General features: G+C 59.7%; 21 protein-coding genes. 13 read left to right on the top strand and 8 right to left on the bottom strand.

Features of this window, described 5'->3' with window-relative positions; genetic code table 11:
* Window positions 1–37: 37 nt before the first annotated feature.
* Complete coding sequence (elbB, locus tag ACFZPT_RS01830) at window positions 38–706, bottom strand: isoprenoid biosynthesis glyoxalase ElbB (protein ID WP_099312901.1); 669 nt, start codon at window positions 704–706, stop codon at window positions 38–40.
* Between the two features lie 116 nt (window positions 707–822).
* Between elbB and ACFZPT_RS01835 the strand changes: the two genes are divergently transcribed.
* Window positions 823–2,058 (top strand): sterol desaturase family protein, encoded by a 1,236-nt coding sequence (locus tag ACFZPT_RS01835; protein WP_099312900.1) that lies wholly within the window; start codon window positions 823–825, stop codon window positions 2,056–2,058.
* Here the strand turns inward: ACFZPT_RS01835 and ACFZPT_RS01840 are convergent.
* On the bottom strand, window positions 2,039–2,674 hold the full coding sequence (locus tag ACFZPT_RS01840) for a DedA family protein (protein ID WP_034115429.1): 636 nt from the start codon (window positions 2,672–2,674) through the stop codon (window positions 2,039–2,041). The genes ACFZPT_RS01835 and ACFZPT_RS01840 overlap by 20 nt on opposite strands.
* 207 nt (window positions 2,675–2,881) lie before the next feature.
* Here ACFZPT_RS01840 and hemB point away from each other — a divergent pair, with 207 nt between their 5' ends.
* Window positions 2,882–3,895 (top strand): porphobilinogen synthase, encoded by a 1,014-nt coding sequence (hemB, locus tag ACFZPT_RS01845; RefSeq protein ID WP_034101411.1) that lies wholly within the window; start codon window positions 2,882–2,884, stop codon window positions 3,893–3,895.
* A 17-nt stretch (window positions 3,896–3,912) separates the two neighbouring features.
* Window positions 3,913–6,132 carry a polyphosphate kinase 1 gene (ppk1, locus tag ACFZPT_RS01850; protein WP_034101410.1) on the top strand — a complete coding sequence of 740 codons (2,220 nt, stop codon included), beginning with the start codon at window positions 3,913–3,915 and terminating at the stop codon, window positions 6,130–6,132.
* Between the two features lie 126 nt (window positions 6,133–6,258).
* On the opposite strand, the gene ppx is transcribed toward ppk1, so the two are convergent.
* Window positions 6,259–7,761 (bottom strand): exopolyphosphatase, encoded by a 1,503-nt coding sequence (ppx, locus tag ACFZPT_RS01855; RefSeq protein ID WP_034101409.1) that lies wholly within the window; start codon window positions 7,759–7,761, stop codon window positions 6,259–6,261.
* Window positions 7,762–8,207: 446 nt separating this feature from the next.
* Here ppx and ACFZPT_RS01860 point away from each other — a divergent pair, with 446 nt between their 5' ends.
* From ACFZPT_RS01860 to ACFZPT_RS01875, 4 genes are all read left to right on the top strand, one after another.
* Entirely contained in the window at window positions 8,208–8,864 is a 657-nt protein-coding gene (locus ACFZPT_RS01860; RefSeq protein WP_034101408.1) for a DUF1120 domain-containing protein, read from the top strand.
* A gap of 103 nt (window positions 8,865–8,967) precedes the next feature.
* Window positions 8,968–9,684 carry a fimbria/pilus chaperone family protein gene (locus tag ACFZPT_RS01865; RefSeq protein ID WP_080758803.1) on the top strand — a complete coding sequence of 239 codons (717 nt, stop codon included), beginning with the start codon at window positions 8,968–8,970 and terminating at the stop codon, window positions 9,682–9,684.
* Between the two features lie 7 nt (window positions 9,685–9,691).
* On the top strand, window positions 9,692–12,193 hold the full coding sequence (locus tag ACFZPT_RS01870) for a fimbria/pilus outer membrane usher protein (protein ID WP_080758802.1): 2,502 nt from the start codon (window positions 9,692–9,694) through the stop codon (window positions 12,191–12,193).
* On the top strand, window positions 12,183–12,716 hold the full coding sequence (locus ACFZPT_RS01875; RefSeq protein WP_034115426.1) for a hypothetical protein: 534 nt from the start codon (window positions 12,183–12,185) through the stop codon (window positions 12,714–12,716). Before ACFZPT_RS01870 ends, ACFZPT_RS01875 begins: the two co-directional genes overlap by 11 nt.
* On the opposite strand, the gene ACFZPT_RS01880 is transcribed toward ACFZPT_RS01875, so the two are convergent.
* Genes ACFZPT_RS01880 through ACFZPT_RS01895 form a run of 4 tightly spaced genes read right to left on the bottom strand, consistent with a single transcriptional unit; the run spans window position 12,688 to window position 15,530 of the window.
* Window positions 12,688–13,425 carry an amino acid ABC transporter ATP-binding protein gene (locus tag ACFZPT_RS01880; RefSeq protein ID WP_034101404.1) on the bottom strand — a complete coding sequence of 246 codons (738 nt, stop codon included), beginning with the start codon at window positions 13,423–13,425 and terminating at the stop codon, window positions 12,688–12,690. The genes ACFZPT_RS01875 and ACFZPT_RS01880 overlap by 29 nt on opposite strands.
* The gene (locus ACFZPT_RS01885) at window positions 13,412–14,062 is read right to left on the bottom strand and encodes an amino acid ABC transporter permease (RefSeq protein WP_034115425.1); all 651 of its coding nucleotides are present in this window, start codon (window positions 14,060–14,062) and stop codon (window positions 13,412–13,414) included. The genes ACFZPT_RS01880 and ACFZPT_RS01885 overlap by 14 nt, the downstream gene beginning before the upstream one ends.
* A complete protein-coding gene (locus ACFZPT_RS01890) occupies window positions 14,059–14,727 on the bottom strand; it encodes an amino acid ABC transporter permease (RefSeq protein WP_034101402.1) in 669 nt (222 codons plus the stop codon). Before ACFZPT_RS01890 ends, ACFZPT_RS01885 begins: the two co-directional genes overlap by 4 nt.
* 17 nt (window positions 14,728–14,744) lie before the next feature.
* Complete coding sequence (locus ACFZPT_RS01895) at window positions 14,745–15,530, bottom strand: transporter substrate-binding domain-containing protein (protein ID WP_034101401.1); 786 nt, start codon at window positions 15,528–15,530, stop codon at window positions 14,745–14,747.
* Between the two features lie 255 nt (window positions 15,531–15,785).
* On the opposite strand from ACFZPT_RS01895, the gene ACFZPT_RS01900 reads away from it, so the two are divergent.
* The 6 genes from ACFZPT_RS01900 (at window position 15,786) to ACFZPT_RS01925 (ending at window position 23,061) form a co-directional block, all read left to right on the top strand.
* Window positions 15,786–16,484: a FadR/GntR family transcriptional regulator gene (locus tag ACFZPT_RS01900; protein ID WP_034115424.1), complete on the top strand. Its 699-nt coding sequence runs from the start codon at window positions 15,786–15,788 to the stop codon at window positions 16,482–16,484.
* Between the two features lie 121 nt (window positions 16,485–16,605).
* Complete coding sequence (gene trxA / locus ACFZPT_RS01905) at window positions 16,606–16,935, top strand: thioredoxin TrxA (protein WP_034101399.1); 330 nt, start codon at window positions 16,606–16,608, stop codon at window positions 16,933–16,935.
* Window positions 16,936–17,168: 233 nt separating this feature from the next.
* Window positions 17,169–18,428 (top strand): transcription termination factor Rho, encoded by a 1,260-nt coding sequence (gene rho / locus ACFZPT_RS01910; RefSeq protein ID WP_016973082.1) that lies wholly within the window; start codon window positions 17,169–17,171, stop codon window positions 18,426–18,428.
* 156 nt (window positions 18,429–18,584) lie between these two features.
* On the top strand, window positions 18,585–20,567 hold the full coding sequence (locus ACFZPT_RS01915) for an acyltransferase family protein (protein WP_034115423.1): 1,983 nt from the start codon (window positions 18,585–18,587) through the stop codon (window positions 20,565–20,567).
* Between the two features lie 59 nt (window positions 20,568–20,626).
* On the top strand, window positions 20,627–22,093 hold the full coding sequence (ubiD, locus tag ACFZPT_RS01920) for a 4-hydroxy-3-polyprenylbenzoate decarboxylase (protein WP_034101397.1): 1,467 nt from the start codon (window positions 20,627–20,629) through the stop codon (window positions 22,091–22,093).
* Window positions 22,093–23,061, top strand: a complete 969-nt coding sequence (locus ACFZPT_RS01925) for a CDP-6-deoxy-delta-3,4-glucoseen reductase (protein WP_034101396.1) — start codon at window positions 22,093–22,095, stop codon at window positions 23,059–23,061. Before ubiD ends, ACFZPT_RS01925 begins: the two co-directional genes overlap by 1 nt.
* Here the strand turns inward: ACFZPT_RS01925 and ACFZPT_RS01930 are convergent.
* Window positions 23,058–23,540, bottom strand: a complete 483-nt coding sequence (locus tag ACFZPT_RS01930) for a hypothetical protein (protein WP_034115422.1) — start codon at window positions 23,538–23,540, stop codon at window positions 23,058–23,060. The two genes, ACFZPT_RS01925 and ACFZPT_RS01930, sit on opposite strands and share 4 nt — an antisense overlap.
* Between the last annotated feature and the right edge of the window lie 311 nt (window positions 23,541–23,851).

Consider the following 23,851-nt stretch of genomic DNA (forward strand, 5'->3'; position numbering starts at 1 on the left):
GGGTGGAGCGGCTTACCGCATAGTGCCGGTCAGGCGATCACTCGTCGTTCTCGTGGGTCAGCTCCAGCACGCGATCCACCAACTTATTGATGCCTGACGCCACCTCGCTGATGTTCTTGCCCAGCATATAGGCCGGCGTGCTTACCAGTTTGCGCGCTTTGTCCTCGACGATGTCTTCAACCGTGCACTCCTGGTGAGTGGCGCCCATCTTGCCCAGGGCGGCTGCGGTGTCGGCATCGTTGCCGATGGTGCAGGTTACGCCCGGGCCGTAGATCTTCGCGGCCAGGGCCGGCGAGATGCAGATCAGCCCTACGGGTTTGCTCGCCTCGGCGAAGGCCTCCGCAAACGCCAGCACCTGCGGGTTGACGCTGCATGCGGTGCCTTCGCTGGCAAAATTCGACAGGTTCTTCGCCGCGCCAAACCCGCCGGGTACGATCAGAGCATCGAAGTCGTCGACATTGGCCTGGCTGATGTCCTTCACCTCGCCACGGGCGATGCGCGCCGACTCCACCAGCACGTTGCGCGTTTCTGGCATTTCTTCGCCGGTCAGGTGATTGATGACGTGGTGTTGCTCGATATCGGGTGCGAAACATTGGACCTGAGCGCCGCGCTGATCCAGGCGCAGCAAAGTGATCACGCTTTCGTGGATCTCTGCGCCGTCATACACGCCGCAGCCGGAAAGGATCACTGCAATCTTTTTGCTCATGGGCATTTCTCCTGGGTTCTTGGCGTTAAATGTCTACTAATTTGTAACCTGTTGCCAATGGGATCTCACAGCGCTGCACCTAATCTTGATGTAACAAAAATAGACCGGACTTGCCCATGGACTTCGTGCCTTACGCGGTACCGTTTTTCATTGCCTTGATCGTGGTGGAGCTGCTTGCCGACCGTTGGCGCGGACAGCGCAATTACCGGGTGGCGGATGCCATCAACAGCCTGAGCACCGGTGTGCTGTCTACCACCACGGGGCTGTTGACCAAGGGCGTGGGCGTGTTGACCTACGCGTTCGCTCTCAAGCATCTGGCGCTGTTCGATTTGCCGGCGCAGAGCCCTTGGACGTGGCTGTTCGCCTTTGTGTTCTATGACTTCTGCTACTACTGGCTGCATCGCATGGGGCATGAGCGCAATATTCTGTGGGCCGCGCACTCGGTGCACCATCAGAGCGAGGACTACAACCTCACCACGGCCCTGCGCCAGACCAGCACGGGGTTTCTGCTGAGCTGGATTTTCTACCTGCCCCTGGCGGTGGTCGGCGTGCCATTGGTGGTGTTTATCAGCGTGGCGTCGCTCAATTTGCTGTATCAATTCTGGGTCCATACACGGCATGTGCCCAAGCTCGGCTGGTTCGAGTGGTTCTTCGTTACTCCGTCCAATCATCGGGCCCACCATGCACAGAACGCTCTCTACATGGATCGCAACTACGGTGGGGTGTTCATTATTTGGGACCGCCTGTTCGGCAGTTTCCAAGAAGAAGACGAAAACGAACCGGTGATTTTCGGCGTGACCACGCCCCTGGCCAGTTGGAACCCGTTGTGGGCCAATCTGCAGTTCTATGCGCAACTGTGTAGCGATGCGCGGCGAACGCAGAGCCTGTGGGACAAGCTGCGCATCTGGTTTATGCGCACCGGCTGGCGCCCGGCGGATGTGAAGGCCAAATACCCATTGGCCAAGCCCGACTTGAGCCAGTTCCGCAAATATGAAGTGCCGCTGGATGTGCGTCAGCAGGTGTACGTGGCCGTGCAATTTGCGGCGTATGTGGGGTTTGGCAGTTACTTGATGAACGTCGGCGAAGGTCTGCCCAAGGCGGCGCTGGTCCTGGGTTGGGGGGCGATGGCGTTGGGGCTGTTTACCTTAGGCGTGGCCCTGGAAAATCGCCCGTGGGCGTTGAAGGCTGAGCTGCTGCGCCTGGCGCTGAATGCGCCGCTGGTATGGCTGGCGCCGTTGGTCGGGCTATGGCCGGCAAGCAGCCTGGGCTGGCTGGGCCTGGCCAGTTACAGCTTGCTCAGCGTGATCGGCCTCTACTGCTGCAGAAGCCGGCTTACTCGACTGGCGTCTTAGGTTTCTCCACCGGCACCGGCTCGGCAGCGCTCTGGGCTTGTGCGTCGGCGCATGCCTGACGGGCGATACGCGCGTTTTTGAAGCGGCGGCGCACCCACAGGCCAAAACCCAGTACCAGCAATGCGCCCAACACCCACAGCTCGTACTTCTTGACGCTGCCGAGCATGCCTTCTAGCACGGCGCCAAAGTGGTAAGCCGCTGCGCCCAGCGCGGCGGCCCAGATCGCGGCACCGATGCCATTAAGGATCAAGTAGCGTAACGGCGGGTAGCCGGACAGCCCGATTGCCACCGGCATCACGGTGCGCAAGCCGTAGACGAAGCGAAAGCTCAGCACCCAGATGTCCGGGTGCTTGCGGATATGCTCCAGGGCCTTGTCACCCATCAGTTGCCAGCGCGGCTTGCGCGCCAGCAGCTTGCGGCCATGCTTGCGTCCCATGTAGTACCAGAGCTGGTCGCCGGCGTAGCTGCCGAAGAAGGCAACGACCACCACCAGGTTGATATCCATGTAACCACGGAACGCCAGAAAGCCTGCGAGCACCAGGATGGTTTCGCCTTCGAAGAAGGTGCCGAGGAAGAGGGCAAAGTAGCCGAAGTCATGCAGAAATTGTTGAAGCATGGTCTGGGTGCTGGCGAAATGAACGCGCAGCCTACGCCTTCGCGAACATTCATGAAAGTATCGAGATGTGTCACGAAGTGAACAATTCCTACATAAACGACGAATGCGACGACAGGTCGCATCGATAAGCACAACTGTCATTCCTTCGTCATAATGGCCGCTTATAACTGCAACGCTCGCCCGTGAACCCGGGCTCAGGAGTCTGTCGTGAGCTTTACCCCTGCCAATCGCTTGTTCCCCGCTACCCGCCTGCGTCGCAATCGCCGTGATGATTTTTCTCGCCGCCTGGTGCGTGAAAACGTGCTGACGACCGATGATCTGATCCTGCCGGTGTTTGTGCTGGACGGTGAGAACCGCCGCGAAGCCGTGGCGTCGATGCCTGGGGTGGAGCGTTTGACCATCGACCTGCTGCTTGAGGAGGCGGCTGGCTGGGTTGAACTGGGTATTCCGGCGCTGGCGTTGTTTCCCGTCACGCCCACTGAACTCAAGTCCCTGGATGCTGCCGAAGCCTGGAACCCGCAAGGTATTGCTCAGCGCGCCACCCGCGCATTGCGCGAACGCTTCCCGGAGTTGGGGGTGATCACCGACGTGGCGCTGGACCCGTTCACCACCCATGGTCAGGATGGCATTCTGGACGCCGACGGCTATGTTGAGAACGACATCACCGTCGATGCGCTGGTCAAGCAGGCGTTGTCCCACGCTGCGGCCGGGGCGCAGGTGGTGGCGCCGTCGGACATGATGGACGGACGCATCCAGGCGATTCGCGAAGCCCTGGAGCTGGCCGGTCACGTCAATGTGCGGATCATGGCCTACTCGGCCAAGTACGCCAGCGCCTACTACGGCCCGTTCCGCGACGCGGTGGGCTCGGCGCTGAACCTGGGCAAAGCCAATAAGGCTTCGTACCAGATGGACCCGGCCAACAGCCATGAGGCCTTGCACGAAGTGGCCGCCGATCTGGCCGAAGGGGCTGACATGGTGATGGTCAAGCCCGGAATGCCGTACCTGGACATCCTTTATCGGGTCAAAGAGGAGTTCAAGGTGCCGACCTTCGTTTATCAGGTCAGCGGCGAATACGCGATGCACATGGCCGCAATACAGAATGGATGGTTGAGTGAGGGAGTGATCCTTGAATCCCTGACTGCCTTTAAACGTGCCGGAGCTGATGGCATTCTGACCTACTTTGCCGCCCGCGCCGCCCAATTGCTTAGAGCGCAACCGTAGCTCTCACAGGACACTCGATGAATACCGAAGGACTCTCCGAAGTTGCCGTAAAAGACGCCCACCCGGTGGTGGAGCAAGTCTCCGAGACACCCCCGGAACATGAGCCGCTCGCGCCCGTCGTCGCTGAAGTGCCGGTGCCAGCCCCGGCGCCGCCGGTGGTCAATCTGGATGACAGCAGCCTGTACATTCATCGCGAGCTGTCGCAACTGCAATTCAACATTCGCGTGTTGGAGCAGGCGCTGGATGAGTCTTATCCCTTGCTGGAGCGGCTGAAGTTCCTGCTGATCTTCTCCAGCAACCTGGATGAGTTCTTCGAAATCCGCGTGGCGGGCCTTAAAAAGCAAATCACTTTTGCCCGCGAACAGGCCGGCGCCGACGGCCTGCAGCCGCACCAGGCGCTGGCGCGCATCAGCGAGCTGGTCCACGGCCATGTGGATCGCCAATACGCGATCCTCAACGACATTCTCCTGCCGGAACTGGAAAAGCATCAGGTTCGCTTTATCCGTCGCCGTCACTGGACCACCAAGATCAAGACCTGGGTGCGTCGCTACTTCCGCGACGAGATCGCGCCGATCATCACCCCCATCGGCCTTGACCCGACTCACCCGTTCCCGCTGCTGGTGAACAAGAGCTTGAACTTCATCGTCGAACTGGAAGGCATCGACGCCTTCGGGCGCGACTCCGGCCTGGCGATTATCCCGGCGCCGCGCTTGTTGCCACGGATCATCAAGGTACCGGAAGAGGTGGGGGGCGCTGGCGACAACTATGTATTCCTGTCGTCGATGATCCACGCCCACGCCGACGACCTGTTCCAAGGCATGAAGGTCAAGGGCTGCTACCAGTTCCGCCTGACCCGTAACGCCGACCTGGCGCTGGACTCCGAAGACGTCGAAGACTTGGCCCGTGCCCTGCGCGGCGAGCTGTTCTCGCGGCGCTACGGCGATGCGGTGCGTCTAGAGGTGGCCGATACCTGCCCCAAACACCTGTCGGACTACCTGCTCAAGCAGTTCAACCTGGGCGAGAGCGAGCTGTATCAGGTCAATGGCCCGGTCAACCTCACGCGTCTGTTCAGCATCACCGGTCTGGACAGCCACCCGGAGCTGCAATACACGCCGTTCACCCCGCAGATCCCCAAGCTGCTGCAAAACAGCGAGAACATCTTCAGCGTCGTGAGCAAGCAGGACATTCTGCTACTGCACCCCTTCGAGTCGTTCACGCCTGTGGTGGACCTGCTGCGTCAGGCCGCCAAGGACCCCCATGTATTGGCGGTGCGCCAGACCCTGTACCGCTCCGGCGCCAACTCGGAAATCGTCGATGCGCTGGTGGACGCCGCGCGTAACGGTAAGGAAGTCACCGCGGTTATCGAACTGCGCGCGCGGTTCGACGAAGAGTCCAACCTGCAACTGGCTAGCCGCCTGCAAGCGGCCGGTGCGGTGGTGATCTACGGCGTGGTGGGCTTCAAGACCCACGCCAAGATGATGCTGATCCTACGCCGCGAGGCCGGCGAGATCGTGCGTTATGCCCACCTGGGCACCGGCAACTACCACGCCGGTAACGCCAAGCTTTACACCGACTACAGCCTGCTGACCTCCGACGACGCCTTGTGCGAGGACGTCGGCAAGTTGTTCAGCCAGTTGATCGGCATGGGCAAGACCCTGCGCATGAAGAAGCTGTTGCACGCGCCGTTCACCCTGAAGAAGGGCATGCTCGACATGATTGCCCGCGAAACCCAGTTCGCCCTCGACGGCAAGCCGGCGCACATCATTGCCAAGTTCAACTCGTTGACCGACCCGAAAATCATCCGTGCGCTGTACAAGGCCAGCCAGTCCGGTGTGCGTATCGACCTGGTGGTGCGTGGCATGTGCTGCCTGCGTCCGGGGATCGTCGGGGTTTCGCACAACATCCATGTGCGTTCGATCATTGGTCGCTTCCTGGAGCACACCCGCGTGTTCTACTTCCTCAACGGCGGCGAAGAGCAGATGTTCCTCTCCAGCGCCGACTGGATGGAACGTAACCTCGATAAGCGCGTCGAGACCTGTTTCCCGGTGGAAGGCAAGAAGCTGATCATGCGGGTCAAGAAAGAGCTGGAGAGTTATCTGACCGATAACACCCACAGCTGGAGCCTGCAGTCCGACGGGCGCTACGTGCGCAACACCCCGACCGGCAACCAGAACCCGCGCAGCGCGCAGGCAACGTTGTTGGAAAAGTTGGGTAGCCCGATCCTGGCGGTGAACTAAAAACCGACGATGTCTGAAAGGTGGGAGGGGGCTTGCCCCCGATGACGGTGGAGCAGTCACTGAATCTGTTGACTGCCACTCCCTCATCGGGGGCAAGCCCCCTCCCATATTTGTTTTCGGTGTTCTCTAGCGCAGGTTCAGACTGATCCCCACCCGCGTCAACCATTCCGCTTCCTGGGCAAAATCCGCCTGGGTCAGCTGGTTTTCTTCCAGCCAGCCTTTGGGGAACATCACTTCCAGGCTGTCGCCATCGGCCCGCAGTTTGACCTGGGGCATCTCCTGCGTGCCACGGATGTGGTGGAACAGGATCGCAAAACGCAGCAGCACACACAGGCGAATCAGTTTGATGCCGTCGTCACCAAATTCCGCGAATTTGTCCTTGGGGATATTACGGCGATGGCCGCGCACCAGCAGCGCGAGCATCTGTTGGTCTTCCCGGGAGAAACCGGCCAGGTCCGAATGCTCGATCAGGTAAGCGCCATGCTTGTGGTAGTGGTAGTGAGCGATGTCCAGGCCCACTTCATGCACCTTGGCCGCCCAGCCCAGCAGTTCGCGCCAGACGCCGTCTTCCAGGCCCCAGTCCTCGGCCACTTGGTCGAAGGCATGCAGCGCCTTGCGTTCAACGCGGGCCGCTTGCTCCAGGTCGACGTGATAACGCTCCATCAATGAGCTGAGCGTGCGCTCACGCACGTCTTCATGGTGGTGACGGCCCAGCAGGTCATACAGCACGCCTTCACGCAGGGCGCCATCGCAGTGGTCCATGCGTTGCAGTTCGAGGGCGTCAAAAATCGCTTCGAGAATCGCCAGGCCGGCGGGGAAGATCGTGCGTCGATCAGGTTTGATGCCGTCGAAGTCGATTTTTTCGGCATCCCCCAGCTTGAACAGTTTGCGCTTGAGCCACGCCAGACCTTCGGCGTTGACCTCACCGGTGCCGTGCCCGCCCGCTTTGAGGGCCAGGCCGATGGCGCGGATGGTGCCGGACGAACCGATGGCTTCATCCCAAGTCAAGCGGTGCAGGGCGTGTTCGATGCTCATGATCTCCAGCCGCGCGGCCGTATAGGCCTGGGCGTAGCGCGCCGGGGTGATCTTGCCGTCCTTGAAATAACGCTGGGTGTAGCTGACGCAGCCCATCTGCAGGCTTTCGCGCAGCAGCGGCTCGAAACGCTGGCCAATGATGAACTCGGTACTGCCGCCACCGATGTCCGCCACCAGGCGTTTGCCGGGGGTATCGGCCAGCGTATGTGACACGCCGAGGTAGATCAGGCGTGCTTCCTCACGGCCTGAGATGACTTCCACGGGGTGGCCGAGGATTTCTTCGGCGCGGCGGATGAATTCGCCACGGTTGCGCGCTTCGCGCAGGGCGTTGGTACCGACGATTCGAACGGCGCCCAGGGGCATACCGTTGATCAATTGAGCGAAACGCTTGAGGCAATCGAGCCCGCGCTGCATGGATTCTTCATTGAGCTGACGCTCGTCGTCGATTCCGGCGGCCAGTTGCACCTTTTCGCCGAGCCGCTCAAGGATGCGGATCTCACCGTTCTGGGCCTTGGCCACGACCATGTGAAAGCTGTTGGAGCCCAGGTCGATGGCGGCGATCAGGGACAGATTCTTGGCTTGGGATTGCGGCATGGTTTGGGGGTCTCGGTCGATAACCTCGCCATCGTGCCACGATCGACCGCTGACGCCAACGCGTAGTGCTTCGGGAATTGCGCCGAGGTTGCCCATAAGAATTAGCTGTAGGAAAGGTAGGTTGTCGTTCTCGACCTCTGTAGCGCCCTCGTGTGTTCTTGTAGGAAGTTATAACTTTTATCTGTGGTAGTACGAATTATGATTCTGCCTACACCTTTCATGTCGATATTTCATTCCTTTTTTTGTTGAGGCCTACTCTAGGTTCACGCTTGGCTGACAATATATTTTTATCGCTCCCACACTAACTGATGTGTTGTCTCATTTTTTAGTTAGGTACTAAGGAGACAGACTGTCACTCGGCAATAGTGCCGTGGTGTTATTTATTTATGGTTGCCGTAAGGAACAATAAATAAATGCGCCTGATAACTTTCAGTGACAGGACCCTTATGAAAAAGATTGTTGGATTGACTTTCGGTATCGCTTGCCTGGCTGCGGCCATCAACGCCCACGCTTCCAGCAGCGCCGAGCTGATCGTCAGGGGCACGATCAAACCTGCCGCCTGCAACCTCAGCATGACCGGTGGTGGCATCGTCGACTACGGCACAATCCCTTCCGGCCAATTGCTGCCAACTGCGTTCAACCCATTGCTGCCCAAGACCGCTCCTCTGAGCATCAACTGCGGCACTACCCCAGCCAAGTTCGGATTGAAGTTCGTCGACCTGCAGGGCGCCAGCAAGGTGCCTGGCATCCTCAATGCGTTGGGGGCCGGCTATACCGAAGCCCATAACTATGGCCTGGGTGCCGTTGGCGGCCGCAGGACCGGTGGTTTCGCCATCACCCTCAAAGACCTGCGTTCGTCCACCACCACGCTGTTTCCTATCGTGCGTGTCGGCACCGGCGCCTGGCAAAACTCGGATGGCAAAGTGGCCCAGGCGCCTAGTCAGTATTCCTGGCGCAACACCACGGCTGTCACCCCAGCCGCGATCAGTCAACTGACCGGCACCCTCGAAGTGCGCGCCGTTATTAATCGGGGCCAGGACCTGGACCTGTCGCGCGATACGGTTCTGGATGGGCGTGCGACGCTTGAGTTGAGCTACATCTAAGCGACTTATTTACGGCCGATCAGAACTCCCTTGTTTCCGATCGGCTGTTTTAATAGGAGCGCTTAGCTATCAAGGGTCAACTTAAAGGCGTGGGGAACACTGAATGCTTAGTCTTTCAGTAATAAATAGTGCACGTGTGTTATGTGCCAGTTTTTGTGTGTGGTTTGCCGGTGCTGTAATGGCGGATGGAATGTTGCCGGAAACAACCGTGGTTGTGTTTTATGAAGACCAGGGCGAAGCGACGATATCTATCAAAAATACTGACGCGACGCCGGCGTTGCTTCACTCGGTTATCGAAAACGTACCGGAAGATGTGGAGCCGCTTTTAATCGTGACGCCGCCCATTACGCGAGTGGAGGCGGGCGAAACCCAGTTGGTGCGCTTCATCGGCACCTTGAAGGAGCCGCTGAAAACCCAGCGATTGAAACGCGTGTCCTTCGAGGGCATCCCCCAGGCCCGTGCGCCAGGCCGTGCGACCATCGGTATCACCTTGCGGCAGAACTTGCCGCTGATCCTGCATCCGCGGGGCCTTCCTCTGCATCACAGCCCCTGGGAGCTGTTGAAGTGGAAGCGTGTGGGCGAGGGCCTCAGCGTTCATAACGACAGCGCCTATGTCGTGCGTCTGGCGCCGGAGGTACTGCTGCTACCACAGAAGGCCCTGGCAACATTGCCCCGAACCTACATTTTGCCGGGGGAGGCGCTGACATTGAGCGTCGAAGGCGCTCTGGAGGGGGTGGCTGCTGTAGAGATTCAGCCCGCCACTGTCTACGGTTTCTCCGCAGACAACTACCGAGCTTCGATCAATGCCGGCGAGGGTTGATCGACTCATGATAAATCTGTCGAGTAACCGAGTTCTGGCGTCGCTCTGGCCCTGTCGGCCCACGCTGCTCATGGGGGTTGCAACGTTGTGGAGCTTGCCTGGTGTGCTGCCCGCCCTGGAGTTGGGAGAGGGGTTTGACCTGGCGGCGCTGACTGCCCACGGTATTGATCCGAAGGTCTCCGACTATTTCCGCACGGCCCCGCGTTTTCGTGAGGGTGTGCATGTGGTCGGGTTGCGGCTCAATGGCAACCCGCTCGGGTTGGTGGAGGCGCGGTTCGATGCGCATGGGCAACTGTGTTTTACCGCCGGGCTGCTCGATAAGGCCGGGTTGGTCAAACCGAGTGGCATTATCCAAGAGACGGCTGATGCGACTCAGGCCTGTCATGACTTCCTGGGGGCTTTCCCTAATACGATGGTGCGGCTGCGGCCCGGTAACGATGAGGTCGCGCTGGTGGTGCCGACGCAGGCACTGCGCGAGCCGCAATGGGAGGCTGGGCACTTTGCCCGGGGCGGGGCGGCGGCGTTGTTCAACTATGACGTGCAGGGGTTCGATAGCCATTCGCGCAGCGGTGCGAGCCGGTTCGTATCGGCTTATACCGAGGCGGGGTTCAATCTCGGAGATTGGATCGTTCGCAGCCGCCAATATTATGTGTCCGACAATGGCGAGGCCCGCACCGAACATTTGAATGCCTATGCCCAGCGGGATATCGGCGCGTTGCAATCGACCTTCCAGGTCGGCCAGTTGTCCAGCAATAACCCGCATTTCGGTGGCCTCCAGCTGTCCGGTGTGCAGTTCTTTCCCGACGGCCAATCCCGTGTGCCGGCGGGCAGCAACAATGCCGTGGTTGAGGGGCTGGCCCAGAACCAGTCGAGGATCGAAGTGCGTCAGTCGGGTGCCTTGATCCATAGCACGCTGGTGCCCGAAGGGCCTTTTCGGTTGACCGGGTTGCCGCTGCTCAATGGCACCAGCGACCTGGAAGTCAGCGTGATCGATGTGCGAGGAGGCACGCGCAGTTTTGTGGTGCCAGCGGCTTCGTTTGCCGGTGCTGCTCCCGCGTCACCCGGCTATTACTTCGCTTTGGGCAAGGTGCGTGAGAACACCTATGAAGATGCGCCGTCACCCATCGTCGCCATGGGCAGTGGCACCTGGGGCCTGGGGCGCGACTCATCCGCCGGCTTTGGCCTGTTGAGTACCGATGACTACTGGGCGGCCGGAGGCACGCTGAGCAGCGTGTTTTTCCAACGCGTGAACGTGGGTGCTCGCCATAACCTTTCCCGAGACAGTCTTAATGCGGTGTCCGGTTCACGCAGCAGCCTAAGCGTGAGCAGCCCGGTGTCCGCCGATATGGACCTGAGCCTCAGCGCTACCACCCAGACGCGCGGTTATCGCGAAGTGCTTGAGGCGGGTCGCTCGTCCAAGACCGATGAATTGGATTCTCGTTTCAAGCATCAATACACCGCCGGAGTGAGCTGGATCGACCCCGCGCTGGGGGCATTCTCTTTGGGCTATACGCGCAGCAACTCATTCGACGGGCACACCACCGAGCATCTGTTCGCCTCATGGAACCGCTCATTCAGCCATGCCGACGTCACCTTGATCGCCGATTCGCAGGTGGGTGGCACCCGCAAACGGCATGACGTTACCCAGGGCGGTAGCCGGCGTGATTCGGCGTTCGACGATGATCTGTCGGTGCGCTTGCAGGTGACCGTGCCCCTGGGCGGTGATCGTCGAGTCAACAGCTATATCAGTCGGCGTGGGGACCGCGCGCGGGCTGGCGCCGCCCTTACGGAGCGGGTCAATGACTACGTGAACTACGAAGTGGGCGTCGAGCGTGACCTCAGTGCGCGGGAGCAAACGTTGCGCGGTCAGTTGGACCTGATGCCACGCTACACCCGAGTGGGCATGGGGGTCAGTCGCAACCCCCAGGGCACCGATTATTCCGGGCAGTTGCGCGGCGGCGTCGTGGCCCACGGAGGCGGTTTGACGTTCTCGCCGTATGCCGTGCAGGACACCTTTGGCATTGTCTCGGTGGGTGATATCGGCGCCGCCAAAATCAGTACCCCGCACGGCCCGGTATGGACCGATTTCAGCGGGCAGGCAGTGATCCCCGGTTTGCCGGCCTATACCGACAGTCGTATCGAAGTACAGACCCAGTCCTTGCCCAAACGCGTGGACCTGAAGAACGGCACGCACACCCTCGCTGCCGCTCGCGGGTCGGTGAACAACGTGACGTTCGATGTGGTGAAAGTGCGCCGAGTGCTGGTCACCGGCACCGATGAACAGGGCCGACCATTGCCTCAGGGTGCTTCGGTGTTCGATAAGAACAACCGTTTCCTGACCAGCGTGGTGGGTGACGGCATGATTTTCCTGAACGACATGAACGACTCCCAGGCGTTGCGGGTTTCTTTGTCGGATTCTTCTACTTGCCAGCTCAGGCTTACTCCCGAGACCCAGCCCGACAATGACACGTTCTACGAGACAACATCGGCGGTGTGCCATGGCCGTTAAGCTGAAGAAACTGGGCCTCGTACTGTTGTGCACGGTGATGATGAGCGAGGCTGTACAGGCGCAGAACTGCCGGTTGTCCGTGAGCCAGCCGACGGTCGACTATGGGGTCATTCGCAGTGCGCCGCTGGTACACAGCCCCACCCTCGCACTGGGGACGCGCATGCTGCACTTGAGCGTGCTGTGTATGGAGCCTGCGACCATCGCGCTGCGATTTGCCGGAGCTGCCGATGGGCAAAGTTTCCGGTTTGGCCGTCAGGGGCACTTCCGTCTGACACTCAAGCAGGCCCAGATGGATGGGCATGCTGTCGAGTGGGCGCCGGTACAGCTTGCCGGTGAACCCGTTGGCGGGCAGCTATTGCCAGGGCAGGTACTGTTCACCAGGGCGGCTGGCAAGCGCTTGACCGCCCAGGTGCAAATCGACACCGAACTGCCCTCCGACGCCTTGCAGGTGCGCGATCACGCGGTGCTGGAGGGGAGGGGCCGTTTCGAGCTGGTCAGCCCGACTGCTCCACTGAGCCGATAAAGTTCGCGAACTCGGGGGTACGTGGGTTGGCGAATAACACCTTGGGATCGCCCACTTCATGCACCTTTCCCTGGTGCATGAAGACCAATTTATCACCGACCTCCCGGGCGAAGCGCATTTCGTGGGTCACCATGATCAGCGTCATTCCGTCCTTGGCCAACTGGCGCACCACGCTGAGTACCTCGTTGACCAGTTCCGGATCCAGGGCCGAGGTGATTTCGTCACACAACAGCACCTTGGGCGACATGGCCAGGGCGCGAGCAATGGCGACCCGTTGTTGCTGGCCGCCGGACAGACGATCGGGGAAGGCGTCGAATTTTTCACCCAGCCCAACGCGCTCCAACATTTGCCGAGCCAGTTGGGCGGCCTTGGCCTTGGGCACTTTCTGCACCACTTGGGGCGCGAGCATGACGTTTTCGCCCACGGTCAGGTGCGGGAACAGGTTGAACTGTTGGAACACCATCCCGACTTTCTGCCGCAGGCTGCGCAGGTCGGCGCGTGCGGCGTCGAGGTACTCTCCGTCGACCTCGATCACCCCATCGTTGATCGACTCCAGGCCATTGAGGGTGCGCAGCAAGGTGGATTTGCCCGAGCCGCTGCGACCGATGATCGCCACCACCTGGCCTTCTTCAACCGTGAGGTCGATGCCTTTGAGGACATGATGGTCGCCGTAATACTTATGCAGGGCCGAAATTCTAAGCAGAGGCATGCAGTCTCCTTTCCAGGTAGCGCGCACTGAGGGACAAGGGGTAGCAGAGCAAAAAGTAACCAAGGGCCACCAGGCCGTAGACCATAAAGGGCTCGAACGTGGCATTGGCGAGCATGCCGCCGGTCTTGGTCAGTTCGGTGAAGCCGATAATCGAGGTGACGGCGGTGCCTTTTACGACCTGTACCGAGAACCCCACGGTCGGCGCCACGGCAATGCGCAGGGCCTGAGGCAGGATCACATAACGCAGTTGCTCAAGCGGGTTGAGTGCCAGGCTGGCGGAGGCTTCCCACTGCCCATGAGCGATTGACTCGACGCAGCCGCGCCAGATCTCGGCGAGGTAGGCACTGGTAAACAAAGTCAGGGCGATCGCCGCCGCCAGCCAGGGCGAAATATCCACGCCGAGCAGCGCGATGCCGAAAAACACCAGGAACAACTGCATCAACAGCGGTGTGCCCTGGAACAGCTCTATATAGGTGCGCGCAACATTGCGTGGAAATGCCTTACTGCTGATGCGCAGAGTCATCACCAACAAACCGATCAGGCCTCCGCCGATAAATGCCACCAGCGACAGCAGCAACGTCCACTGCAGGCCCGTAAGCAGGTTGCGCACAATGTCCCAGAATGAAAAATCACTCATTGGCTATTCCTCATCACAAAGCGACGGCCGATCCAATTGAGCAACTGGCGAATCATCAGCGCCATGCACAAGTACACCAGCGTGGTGAGGGCATACGTTTCAAAAGCGCGGAAATTGCGGGATTGGATGAAGTTGGCGGCGAAACTCAATTCTTCGGTGGCGATCTGCGAACACACCGCCGACCCCAGCATCACGATGATGATCTGGCTGCTCAGGGCTGGCCACACCTTGCCCAGCGCTGGCAGCAGCACCACATGACGGAAGGCTTCGAAGCGTGTCATCGCCAGTGCGGCGGCGGCTTCCAGTTGCCCGCGAGGAACGGCCTGGATGCCCGCGCGGATGATCTCCGTGGAATAAGCCCCCAGGTTGATCACCATCGCCAGTACGGCGGCTTGCCATTCGGTGATTTTCAGCCCCAACGACGGCAGGCCGAAGAAGATGAAGAACAGCTGCACCAGGAATGGCGTATTGCGGATCAACTCGACATAGACCCCAAAGCACCAGGCCAAAGGCTGGATTTTCCAGGCACGCACTACTGCACCGACGGTGCCCAGGGCGACGCCGAGGATCGCGCCGATAGCCGTCAATTCCAGGGTAAATAGCGCGCCCCGCAACAACAGGTCGGTGTTGGCCAGCACCGGAACAAAGTCAAATTGATACGCCATCAGTCAGCTCCGTGGCTTCACAGATCGGCGGGCAGCGGCTCTTTCAGCCATTGCATCGCGTTCTTCTCCAGGCTGCCGTCAGCCTTGGCCGCGACCAGGATCTGATTGACCTTCTCCAGCAGCGCCGGCTCGTTTTTATTCACGCCCACGTACACCGGCGAGTCCTTGAGTTTCACTTTCAGCGCCGGTACGCGTTTGGGGTTGCGCTCGCTGATCGCCACCATCACCACGTTGCCGCTGGCGATCAGGTCGACTTGGCCGGCCAGGTAGGCGGCGATCGTCGAGTTGTTGTCTTCGAAGCGCTTGATCGTGGCTTCTTTGGGCGCCACGGCGGTCAGCTCGATGTCTTCGATGGCGCCACGGGTCACGCTGATGGTTTTGCCCTTGAGGTCGTCGGTGCTGGCGATGGCGGCCTCGGGCGGGCCGAACACGGCGAGGTAAAAGGGCGCGTAGGCCTTGGAAAAGTCGATGACCTTCTCGCGCTCGGGATTTTTACCCAGGCTAGAGATCACCAGATCGACTTTGCCGGTGGTGAGGAAGGGGATACGGTTGGTGCTGTTGACGGGGGTCAGCTCCAGCTTGACCTTGAGCTGGTCGGCCAGCAGCTTGGCGGTGTCGATGTCCAGGCCACGGGGCTTCATGTCCGGGCCGACCGAGCCGAACGGCGGGAAATCCTGCGGCACGGCAACCTTTAAAGTGCCACGGGCCACGATATCGTCCAGCCCGTTGGCCTGTGCGGGTGTGTGACTCAGCATCAGACTGGCAAACAGGGCAGTCAGCAGGGCGCTGTAGCGCTTGGTCATGGCAACTCTCCGAGAAAGGCGAAGGAATGTTCTGTCAGTGGTCAGTGCACAGCCCATGCCAGTCGTGGCCGATTGCGCTGCAAGGCTGGGTTTTACTGGCGTGTATTGGTCTTACTGGTCTGAACAGTAAGTAAGTTTTTTGCACCCTTTTCGAGCGCCGCTAAAACCTCGCGAGCGCCTTTAGGGCGTGACTTGCCGCCGACTGCGAATAGCTTTACAACTAGCCGCTCAGTTGACTGAAACCTTGAGTTTTTTATGAATTCCATCGCCCAAGCGGTACCGGAGGCGGCGTTGCAGGCCATCCGCAAACTGATCAAGGAGCAGGGCTTCGGCCCAGGCGATGCCCTGCCGTCTCAGCGTGAGTTGGCCGTGCAACTGGGCGTGAGTCGGGCGTCATTGCGCGAAGCGTTGTCGTCCCTGAGCGCTCTGGGTGTGGTCAGTGTGCAACCGGGTAAAGGTGTGTTCGTGCAAACCGCGCAGGAGCCGCCGGCGGGTTTTGCCTGGCCTTTCGCGGCGCAGGCCACGCCGTTGGAGATTTTTCAGTTGCGCTATGCCTTGGAGGGCTTTGCCGCGGGGTTGGCGGCGGTCACGCTGACCATCGAGGCGTTAGACAGCCTGGAAGACAACGTCGAGGCAATGCGTCACGTGCTCAAGGCCGGTGATTTCGAAGCGGCTGCGCGGCTGGACTTTGAATTTCACCAGCGCATTCTCCTCGCCAGCGGTAACCGAGCGATGGTCAGCATCCTCAGTGCCAGCGCCGAGGTGTTTCTGGAGAGTCAGAAACTACCGTTCATCCGGCCGGAGCGGGCCATGGAAACCTGGCAAGAGCATCGCAAGATCCTCCGCGCCCTGGCTCAACGCAACAGTGCAGCGGCGCAGAAAACCATGCAGCAGCACGTACGCAACGCGGCGTTACGTACCGGCATCGCGTTCCTGACCCCTGCCACCCCCTGAATAAGGCAATATCCAAACTCATTGATCGCCATAGCGAGACTCAATCAGAGGCGGCTTCCTGAACGGGGGAAGGGCGGCTATGATGGGCAACGTTTTTTTTGCTTACAATCCGGAGACATCCATGAGCAACGATCTTATCAAGCACGTCACGGACGCGACCTTTGAGGCCGAAGTACTCAAGGCTCAAGGCCCGGTGCTGGTTGACTACTGGGCTGAGTGGTGCGGCCCTTGCAAAATGATCGCTCCGGTTCTGGACGACATTGCAACCACCTACGAAGGCAAGCTGACCGTTGCCAAGCTCAACATCGACGACAACCAGGAAACGCCTGCCAAACACGGCGTACGTGGTATTCCTACGCTGATGCTGTTCAAGAACGGCAACGTTGAAGCGACCAAAGTGGGCGCATTGTCGAAGTCGCAGTTGGCTGCATTCATCGACGCGAACATCTAAGCGTCGTCAAAAAAGCCCCGCAAATCGCGGGGCTTTTTCGTAAAACAGGGCTAGACGCTCCGAAATTCAGGTGTTACATTCGGCCCCGCACTGGTTTCTCCACTGCCCCCTGCAAGCCGTCGCCGACGCACTCCTTTTCGATTAGTACGCGATCCTGTCGCCTTCTCCGCGGCGCGGCCTCATTAAGCCAAAAGCTTAATTTCCCCCTCCATAAATGATTACGTCATTCCTATATGAATCTGACTGAACTCAAGCAAAAGCCGATTACCGACCTGCTCCAATTGGCCGAAGAAATGGGCATAGAAAATATGGCCCGTTCGCGCAAGCAGGACGTGATTTTCTCCCTGCTGAAAAAGCACGCGAAAAGCGGCGAGGAAATCTCCGGTGATGGCGTGCTGGAGATTCTCCAGGACGGCTTCGGCTTCCTCCGCTCTGCAGACGCTTCCTACCTCGCCGGCCCAGACGATATTTATGTCTCGCCGAGCCAGATCCGCCGCTTCAACTTGCGCACCGGTGACACCATCGTGGGCAAGATCCGTCCTCCGAAGGAAGGCGAGCGGTATTTCGCCCTGCTCAAGGTCGACACGATCAACTTCGATCGTCCTGAGAACGCGAAAAACAAGATTCTCTTCGAGAACCTGACGCCGCTGTTCCCGACCGTGCGCATGAAGATGGAGGCCGGTAACGGTTCCACCGAAGACTTGACCGGCCGCGTGATCGACCTGTGCGCGCCGATCGGTAAGGGCCAGCGTGGCTTGATCGTTGCGCCGCCGAAAGCCGGTAAGACCATCATGCTGCAGAACATTGCAGCGAACATCGCACGTAACAATCCTGAAGTTCATCTGATCGTATTGCTGATCGATGAGCGTCCGGAAGAAGTGACCGAGATGCAGCGCACCGTGCGCGGCGAAGTGGTTGCCTCCACGTTCGATGAGCCGCCAACCCGCCACGTGCAGGTTGCCGAGATGGTGATCGAGAAGGCCAAGCGCCTGGTCGAACACAAGAAAGACGTTGTGATCCTGCTCGACTCCATCACCCGTCTGGCCCGTGCCTACAACACCGTCATCCCTAGCTCCGGCAAGGTATTGACCGGTGGTGTCGATGCCCACGCCCTGGAGAAACCCAAGCGTTTCTTCGGCGCCGCGCGGAACATCGAAGAAGGCGGCTCGCTGACCATTATCGCCACCGCGCTGGTTGAGACCGGCTCGAAGATGGACGAAGTGATCTACGAAGAGTTCAAGGGTACCGGCAACATGGAACTGCCTCTGGACCGTCGTATCGCGGAAAAACGCGTCTTCCCGGCCATCAACATCAACCGTTCCGGCACCCGCCGCGAAGAGTTGCTGACCGCCGACGACGAGCTGCAGCGTATGTGGATCCTGCGCAAGCTGCTGCACCCGATGGACGAAGTTGCGGCCATCGAGTTCCTGGTGGATAAACTGAAAACCACCAAGACCAACGATGAGTTCTTCTTGTCGATGAAGCGCAAGTAATACGACGCTTCCGCTTCGAAAAAATGGCGCCCGACTAGGGCGCCATTTTTTTGCGTCGTGATGCAGCAATTTTTATGGCATAAGTGTCCGTTAAGTAACAAAAATTGTACGCGCGACTACGCTTACCCCTTTCGTCACAGACTGACCAGATTTCTTATGACCATTCTTGCTTACCGCAGAGACATCGATGGCCTGCGTGCTATCGCTGTCCTTGCTGTTGTGTTGTTTCACTTCGGAGTTCCTGGCATTACCGGCGGTTTTGTTGGCGTTGATGTGTTTTTCGTCATCTCCGGCTTCCTGATCACTTCGATTATCTGGCGTGAACGCCAGGCCGGCCGCTTCAGTTTTATCGATTTCTGGGCTCGGCGCGCGCGGCGCATCCTGCCGGCGTTGTTTGTGATGATTGCGGTCACACTGGTAGTGGGATGGTTTCTGTTGGCGCCCAAGGATTACAAGGATCTTGGGCGGTCGGCGCATTATCAAGTGACGTTTACGTCCAACCTGTTGTTTTCGCGTCAGCATGGTTATTTCGACTCCGCCTCTGACATCAAGCCCTTGCTGCACACCTGGTCGTTGGCGGTAGAAGAACAGTTTTACATTGTCTTCCCGCTGCTGCTGATATCGCTCTCCAGCCGTTTGAAGCACTGGCGCCTGGCGTTGTTTGCGGTGTTGTTGGCATCGTTTGGCATGAGTGTCTGGGCGGTCGAACATCAACCACAAAAGGCATTCTTCCTGTTGCACCTGCGCGCCTGGGAGTTGCTGGCCGGCGCCATGTTGGCCGTGATGCCCAAGCGTGACTGGCGTGCGCCTGCTGCCCTGGCGCAGGGCGTCAGTCTGGGGTCTATGGCGCTGATACTGATCGCGGTGCTGGGCTACGACGCGACCACGCCATTCCCTGGACCCACGGCATTGCTGCCGGTGTTGGGGGTTGTCGGTTTGATCTGGGCCAATGGGCAGCAACACACCTGGGTTTCCCGTCTGTTGAGTTCTCGGGTGATGGTGGGCATCGGGCTGATCTCCTATTCCTGGTACCTGTGGCATTGGCCGGTCTTCGTGTATGCCAATTACGCAGCGGTAGATGGTTTGAGTGCGCTGGAATTGGCCGGGTTGATGCTGCTCTCGCTGATCCTGGGCTACCTTTCCTGGCGCTTCATTGAAACGCCATTCCGTGAGAAGCGCTTGCTGGCCGGACGCCAGGCGATTCTGGCGAGTGCGCTGATCGGCATCTTATGTCTCGGTTTTACCGGCCTGGCCATCCGCAAAGCCGACGGCGTGCCCTCGCGGTTATCCGAACAGGCGCTGCGTTACGCCCAGGCCAAGAAGTGGAGCCCGGATTTATTGGCGTGCATGGCCGATAAAGACACGCCCGATGAGCGGCTGTTCTGCCATTTCGGTCCGACCGGTCGCTCCATGTCAGCGCTGGTGTGGGGCGACAGCCATGCGACTGCATTGATTCCTGCACTCAAGGACGGTGCTGATCGGCACGACATCAGCCTGGTAGGGGCCAGTTTTGCTGGCTGCATACCGTTGGATGGTCTGGAGAATATTGCCCGTTGTGCGCATTTCAACCACCGGGTCGAGAAGGCCATGGCTGAGCAGACCTTCAGCGATGTGGTGCTGGCGGCTCGCTGGAGTCTATATGTCTACGGACAAATGTCCGGTGACAAAGAGCATGCGCTCAAGGACCCGAGCACAGGCAAGTATGTGCGTGCCGTGGCCGAACAACGGTTCGCTGAGGGCCTGCGCCAGCGTGTAAAGCAATTGCGCGCTGCCGGACATCGCGTGTGGCTGGTCAAGGAGGTTCCTTTGCAGGAAATCATCGTGCCTTATCGCCTCAGTCGACTGGCGATGATGAACCGGCCGGTGGACGGCGAGGGGCTTCCCGTAGCCGAGCATGTGAAGCGCCAGGCCTTCATTACCCAGGTGTTCGACGAGTTGGCGGCGGCCGATAGCGGCGTAACGGTCTTGGATCCGGCGCCTTTGCTATGCGGTGCCGACGGTTTGTGCCGGGTCGAACTCAATGGGCAAGCGCTGTATACCGACGATAACCATCTTTCTGAGGTTGGGGCGCGGCACATCGAAGCCTTCCTGGAGCCGCTGTTCCGTTCACTCAAGTCACGGGGGCTGACGGCCAATTAAGCTGCCAGCCGCCTTCAGAGCAGGTAGGATGTACGCCTATTTTACGGGTGGCATGGTTAATGAAATTCAAGGATCTTCGGGATTTCGTGCAGCAACTTGAGCAGCGCGGAGAGTTGAAACGTATCCAGATGCCGATTTCCCCGGTGCTGGAAATGACTGAGATTTGCGACCGCACCCTGCGTAACAAGGGCCCGGCGCTGCTGTTCGAAAAGCCGACCGGCTTCGATATCCCGGTGCTGGGCAACCTGTTCGGCACGCCCGAGCGCGTCGCGTTTGGCATGGGTGCCGAGTCGGTCAGCGAGTTGCGTGAAATCGGCAAGCTGCTGGCATTCCTCAAGGAGCCCGAGCCGCCCAAGGGCTTGAAGGATGCCTGGTCCAAGCTGCCGATTTTCCGCAAGATCATTGCGATGGCGCCCAAAGTGGTCAAAGACGCTGTGTGCCAGGAAGTGGTCATCGAAGGCGATGATGTCGACCTGGGCATGCTCCCGGTGCAGACCTGCTGGCCAGGCGACGTCGGCCCGTTGATCACCTGGGGCCTGACCGTCACCAAAGGCCCGAACAAGGATCGCCAGAACCTGGGCATCTATCGCCAGCAAGTGATCGGCCGCAACAAAGTGATCATGCGTTGGCTGAGCCATCGTGGCGGCGCTCTGGACTTCCGTGAGTGGTGTGAAAAACACCCCGGCCAGCCGTTCCCGGTCTCCGTGGCCTTGGGCGCCGACCCGGCCACCATCCTCGGTGCCGTAACGCCGGTGCCGGATAGCCTTTCCGAATACGCCTTCGCCGGCCTGTTGCGTGGCAACCGCACCGAACTGGTCAAGTGCCGCGGCAACGACCTGCAAGTGCCGGCCACCGCGGAAATCATCCTGGAAGGTGTGATTCATCCCGGCGAGATGGCCGATGAAGGCCCCTATGGCGACCACACCGGTTATTACAACGAAGTCGACAGCTTCCCGGTGTTCACGGTCGAACGCATCACTCATCGGATCAAGCCGATCTACCACAGCACCTACACCGGCCGGCCGCCGGATGAGCCGGCCATCCTCGGCGTGGCGCTCAACGAAGTGTTCGTGCCGATCCTGCAGAAGCAATTTCCTGAAATCACCGATTTCTACCTGCCGCCGGAAGGCTGCTCGTACCGCATGGCCGTGGTCACTATGAAGAAGTCGTACCCAGGCCATGCCAAGCGGGTCATGCTGGGTGTGTGGTCGTTTTTGCGACAGTTCATGTACACCAAGTTCGTTATTGTCACCGACGACGACATCAACGCTCGGGACTGGAACGACGTGATCTGGGCCATCACCACGCGCATGGACCCCAAGCGCGATACGGTGATGATCGATAACACGCCAATCGACTATCTCGACTTTGCGTCGCCGGTGTCGGGCCTGGGCTCGAAGATGGGCCTGGATGCCACCCATAAGTGGCCGGGTGAAACCACCCGCGAATGGGGCCGGGTGATCGTCAAGGATGCAGCCGTGACCGCGCGTGTCGATGCGATCTGGAAAGAATTGGGAATAGATTGATGCGTGTAACCCTGCAACCTTCCGGTGCTGTACTGGAGCTGGTCCCTGGCGAGCGGATTCTCGAAGGCGCCCGTCGCCTGGGTTATGAATGCCCCCAGGCCTGCCGCAACGGTGTATGCCATGTGTGCGCCGCCTTGCTGGTGGAAGGCCGCGTGCAGCAAGCCGGTGAAGTGCGTGACCACGGTGAATTCTTCACCTGCATCGCCGAGCCGCTGGAAGACTGCGTTGTGTTGTGGGATGGCGTGCTGGCCCCCGGCGAGCTGCCGCTGCGCAAGTTGGCGTGCCAATTGAGCGAGTGCGTCGACGTGGGTGGCGATGTGTGGCGTGTGCGCCTGCGCGCGCCCGCCGGCAAGGCGGTGCGTTACCACGCCGGGCAATACCTGATGATCGAACGGGATAACGGCGAAAAGTCGGCGTTTTCCCTGGCCTCGGCACCCCATTCTGGGCGTGAGCTGGAACTGCATGTACTGGCCCGTGAAGACAGCGCACGCAACCTGCTGGCCCAACTGCAGCGTGATCAGATAGCGCGTGTGGAACTGCCGTTTGGCGACACTCACCTGGCCGAGCTGCCCGACGGCCCGCTTGTGCTGATCGCCGCAGGCACCGGTATGGCGCAAATGCACAGCCTGATCGAGCATTGCCGCGCCTCCGGTTTCAAGCACCCGGTACACCTGTACTGGGGCGTGCGCCGCCCGGAAGACTTCTACGAAATCGAGCATTGGACGCAATGGCAGCAACTGCCCAACCTGTTTCTGCACAAGGTCGTCAGCGACCTGTGCGGTTGGGAAGGGCGCTGTGGGCTATTGCATGAAGCGGTGTGCGAAGACATCCGCGACCTGAAGGCCGTGCACGTCTATGCCAGCGGTTCACCGGCGATGATCTATGGCACGTTGGATGCGCTGGTCGAAGCCGGCATGGACGCGCATCAGATGCGCGCTGACGTATTTGCCTACGCCCCCCGACCCTAGAAGCGCACGCCCGCGGTGAGCATTGCCGCGTTGAAGCCCAACAGCACCAGCTCCGCCGCCACCGGCCCGTGATGGGTGCCCACCGACGGAATGATCACCGGCGCCACGCCGAGTCCGTTCAATGGGATCTTGTCGCGGTACTTGCCGCGATAGCCCTGAAGCGCGCCCCCGGTCAGCTTTACGTACACCGGGTAATCCGCCATGTCATAGCGTTTGCCCCCATAGACGTAGTACGAACGCTGGCTGAACGAGTTGCGGAAGGTAGCCCCGCCATACAACCATCCTGAGGCTTCATTGCGTTCCAGGCCGATCAGGTCCTGATGGTTATTGTGGTCTGGGTCGGGGGAGAAATGCCGGGTGTAGACGCTGGTCTGCGCATACCAGAAACCTTTGTCGTCTTCGCCAGGCGGCGCTTCGGCGGCCAGTGCGGTAGTGGCCTGGGCCAGAAACAACAGTCCTGGCAGTCGAAATTTTTTCATAGGGCGACCTCGGTAGTCGGTGGGGGCGGCGGCTAGTGGGTCGTGATCGGCACATCATTTTGACGGCAGGAACTTGCCCCAGGCTGAACCGGGGCTGAAAGTAGCGGGATTATGGGTTTCAATCCTGACGAATGGCCGTTGGCCTTATATCTCTGCTTATTCACTTCCGGTATTTATTGTCCCCGGTGGATATCCCTAAGCTATATCCCCAAGGCTGCAGGTTCAGCACACCCCATACTTTTGGCCTAAACGGTTCCTGCGGCGCGTTTTATTGCGCTAAAGTCGCTTACAGCTGGTTACACAGGAGGCGC

The sequence above is a fragment of the Pseudomonas sp. MD330_10 genome, assembly GCF_042610415.1.
GTDB classification, from domain to species: domain Bacteria; phylum Pseudomonadota; class Gammaproteobacteria; order Pseudomonadales; family Pseudomonadaceae; genus Aquipseudomonas; species Aquipseudomonas rhodesiae.

What these genes read in the sequence shown, in the direction of transcription:
- ACFZPT_RS01900 (WP_034115424.1), top strand. Translation starts at nt 15,786, where the DNA reads ATGAATTCCATCGCCCAAGCGGTACCGGAGGCGGCGTTGCAGGCCATC.
- ACFZPT_RS01865 (WP_080758803.1), top strand. Translation starts at nt 8,968, where the DNA reads ATGCTTAGTCTTTCAGTAATAAATAGTGCACGTGTGTTATGTGCCAGT.
- ACFZPT_RS01860 (WP_034101408.1), top strand. Translation starts at nt 8,208, where the DNA reads ATGAAAAAGATTGTTGGATTGACTTTCGGTATCGCTTGCCTGGCTGCG.
- ACFZPT_RS01885 (WP_034115425.1), bottom strand. Translation starts at nt 14,062, where the DNA reads ATGAGTGATTTTTCATTCTGGGACATTGTGCGCAACCTGCTTACGGGC.
- trxA (WP_034101399.1), top strand. Translation starts at nt 16,606, where the DNA reads ATGAGCAACGATCTTATCAAGCACGTCACGGACGCGACCTTTGAGGCC.
- ACFZPT_RS01870 (WP_080758802.1), top strand. Translation starts at nt 9,692, where the DNA reads ATGATAAATCTGTCGAGTAACCGAGTTCTGGCGTCGCTCTGGCCCTGT.
- ACFZPT_RS01930 (WP_034115422.1), bottom strand. Translation starts at nt 23,540, where the DNA reads ATGAAAAAATTTCGACTGCCAGGACTGTTGTTTCTGGCCCAGGCCACT.
- ACFZPT_RS01915 (WP_034115423.1), top strand. Translation starts at nt 18,585, where the DNA reads ATGACCATTCTTGCTTACCGCAGAGACATCGATGGCCTGCGTGCTATC.
- ACFZPT_RS01890 (WP_034101402.1), bottom strand. Translation starts at nt 14,727, where the DNA reads ATGGCGTATCAATTTGACTTTGTTCCGGTGCTGGCCAACACCGACCTG.
- ppx (WP_034101409.1), bottom strand. Translation starts at nt 7,761, where the DNA reads ATGCCGCAATCCCAAGCCAAGAATCTGTCCCTGATCGCCGCCATCGAC.
- ACFZPT_RS01835 (WP_099312900.1), top strand. Translation starts at nt 823, where the DNA reads ATGGACTTCGTGCCTTACGCGGTACCGTTTTTCATTGCCTTGATCGTG.
- ACFZPT_RS01925 (WP_034101396.1), top strand. Translation starts at nt 22,093, where the DNA reads ATGCGTGTAACCCTGCAACCTTCCGGTGCTGTACTGGAGCTGGTCCCT.
- ppk1 (WP_034101410.1), top strand. Translation starts at nt 3,913, where the DNA reads ATGAATACCGAAGGACTCTCCGAAGTTGCCGTAAAAGACGCCCACCCG.
- ACFZPT_RS01875 (WP_034115426.1), top strand. Translation starts at nt 12,183, where the DNA reads ATGGCCGTTAAGCTGAAGAAACTGGGCCTCGTACTGTTGTGCACGGTG.
- rho (WP_016973082.1), top strand. Translation starts at nt 17,169, where the DNA reads ATGAATCTGACTGAACTCAAGCAAAAGCCGATTACCGACCTGCTCCAA.
- ACFZPT_RS01840 (WP_034115429.1), bottom strand. Translation starts at nt 2,674, where the DNA reads ATGCTTCAACAATTTCTGCATGACTTCGGCTACTTTGCCCTCTTCCTC.
- elbB (WP_099312901.1), bottom strand. Translation starts at nt 706, where the DNA reads ATGAGCAAAAAGATTGCAGTGATCCTTTCCGGCTGCGGCGTGTATGAC.
- ACFZPT_RS01880 (WP_034101404.1), bottom strand. Translation starts at nt 13,425, where the DNA reads ATGCCTCTGCTTAGAATTTCGGCCCTGCATAAGTATTACGGCGACCAT.
- ACFZPT_RS01895 (WP_034101401.1), bottom strand. Translation starts at nt 15,530, where the DNA reads ATGACCAAGCGCTACAGCGCCCTGCTGACTGCCCTGTTTGCCAGTCTG.
- ubiD (WP_034101397.1), top strand. Translation starts at nt 20,627, where the DNA reads ATGAAATTCAAGGATCTTCGGGATTTCGTGCAGCAACTTGAGCAGCGC.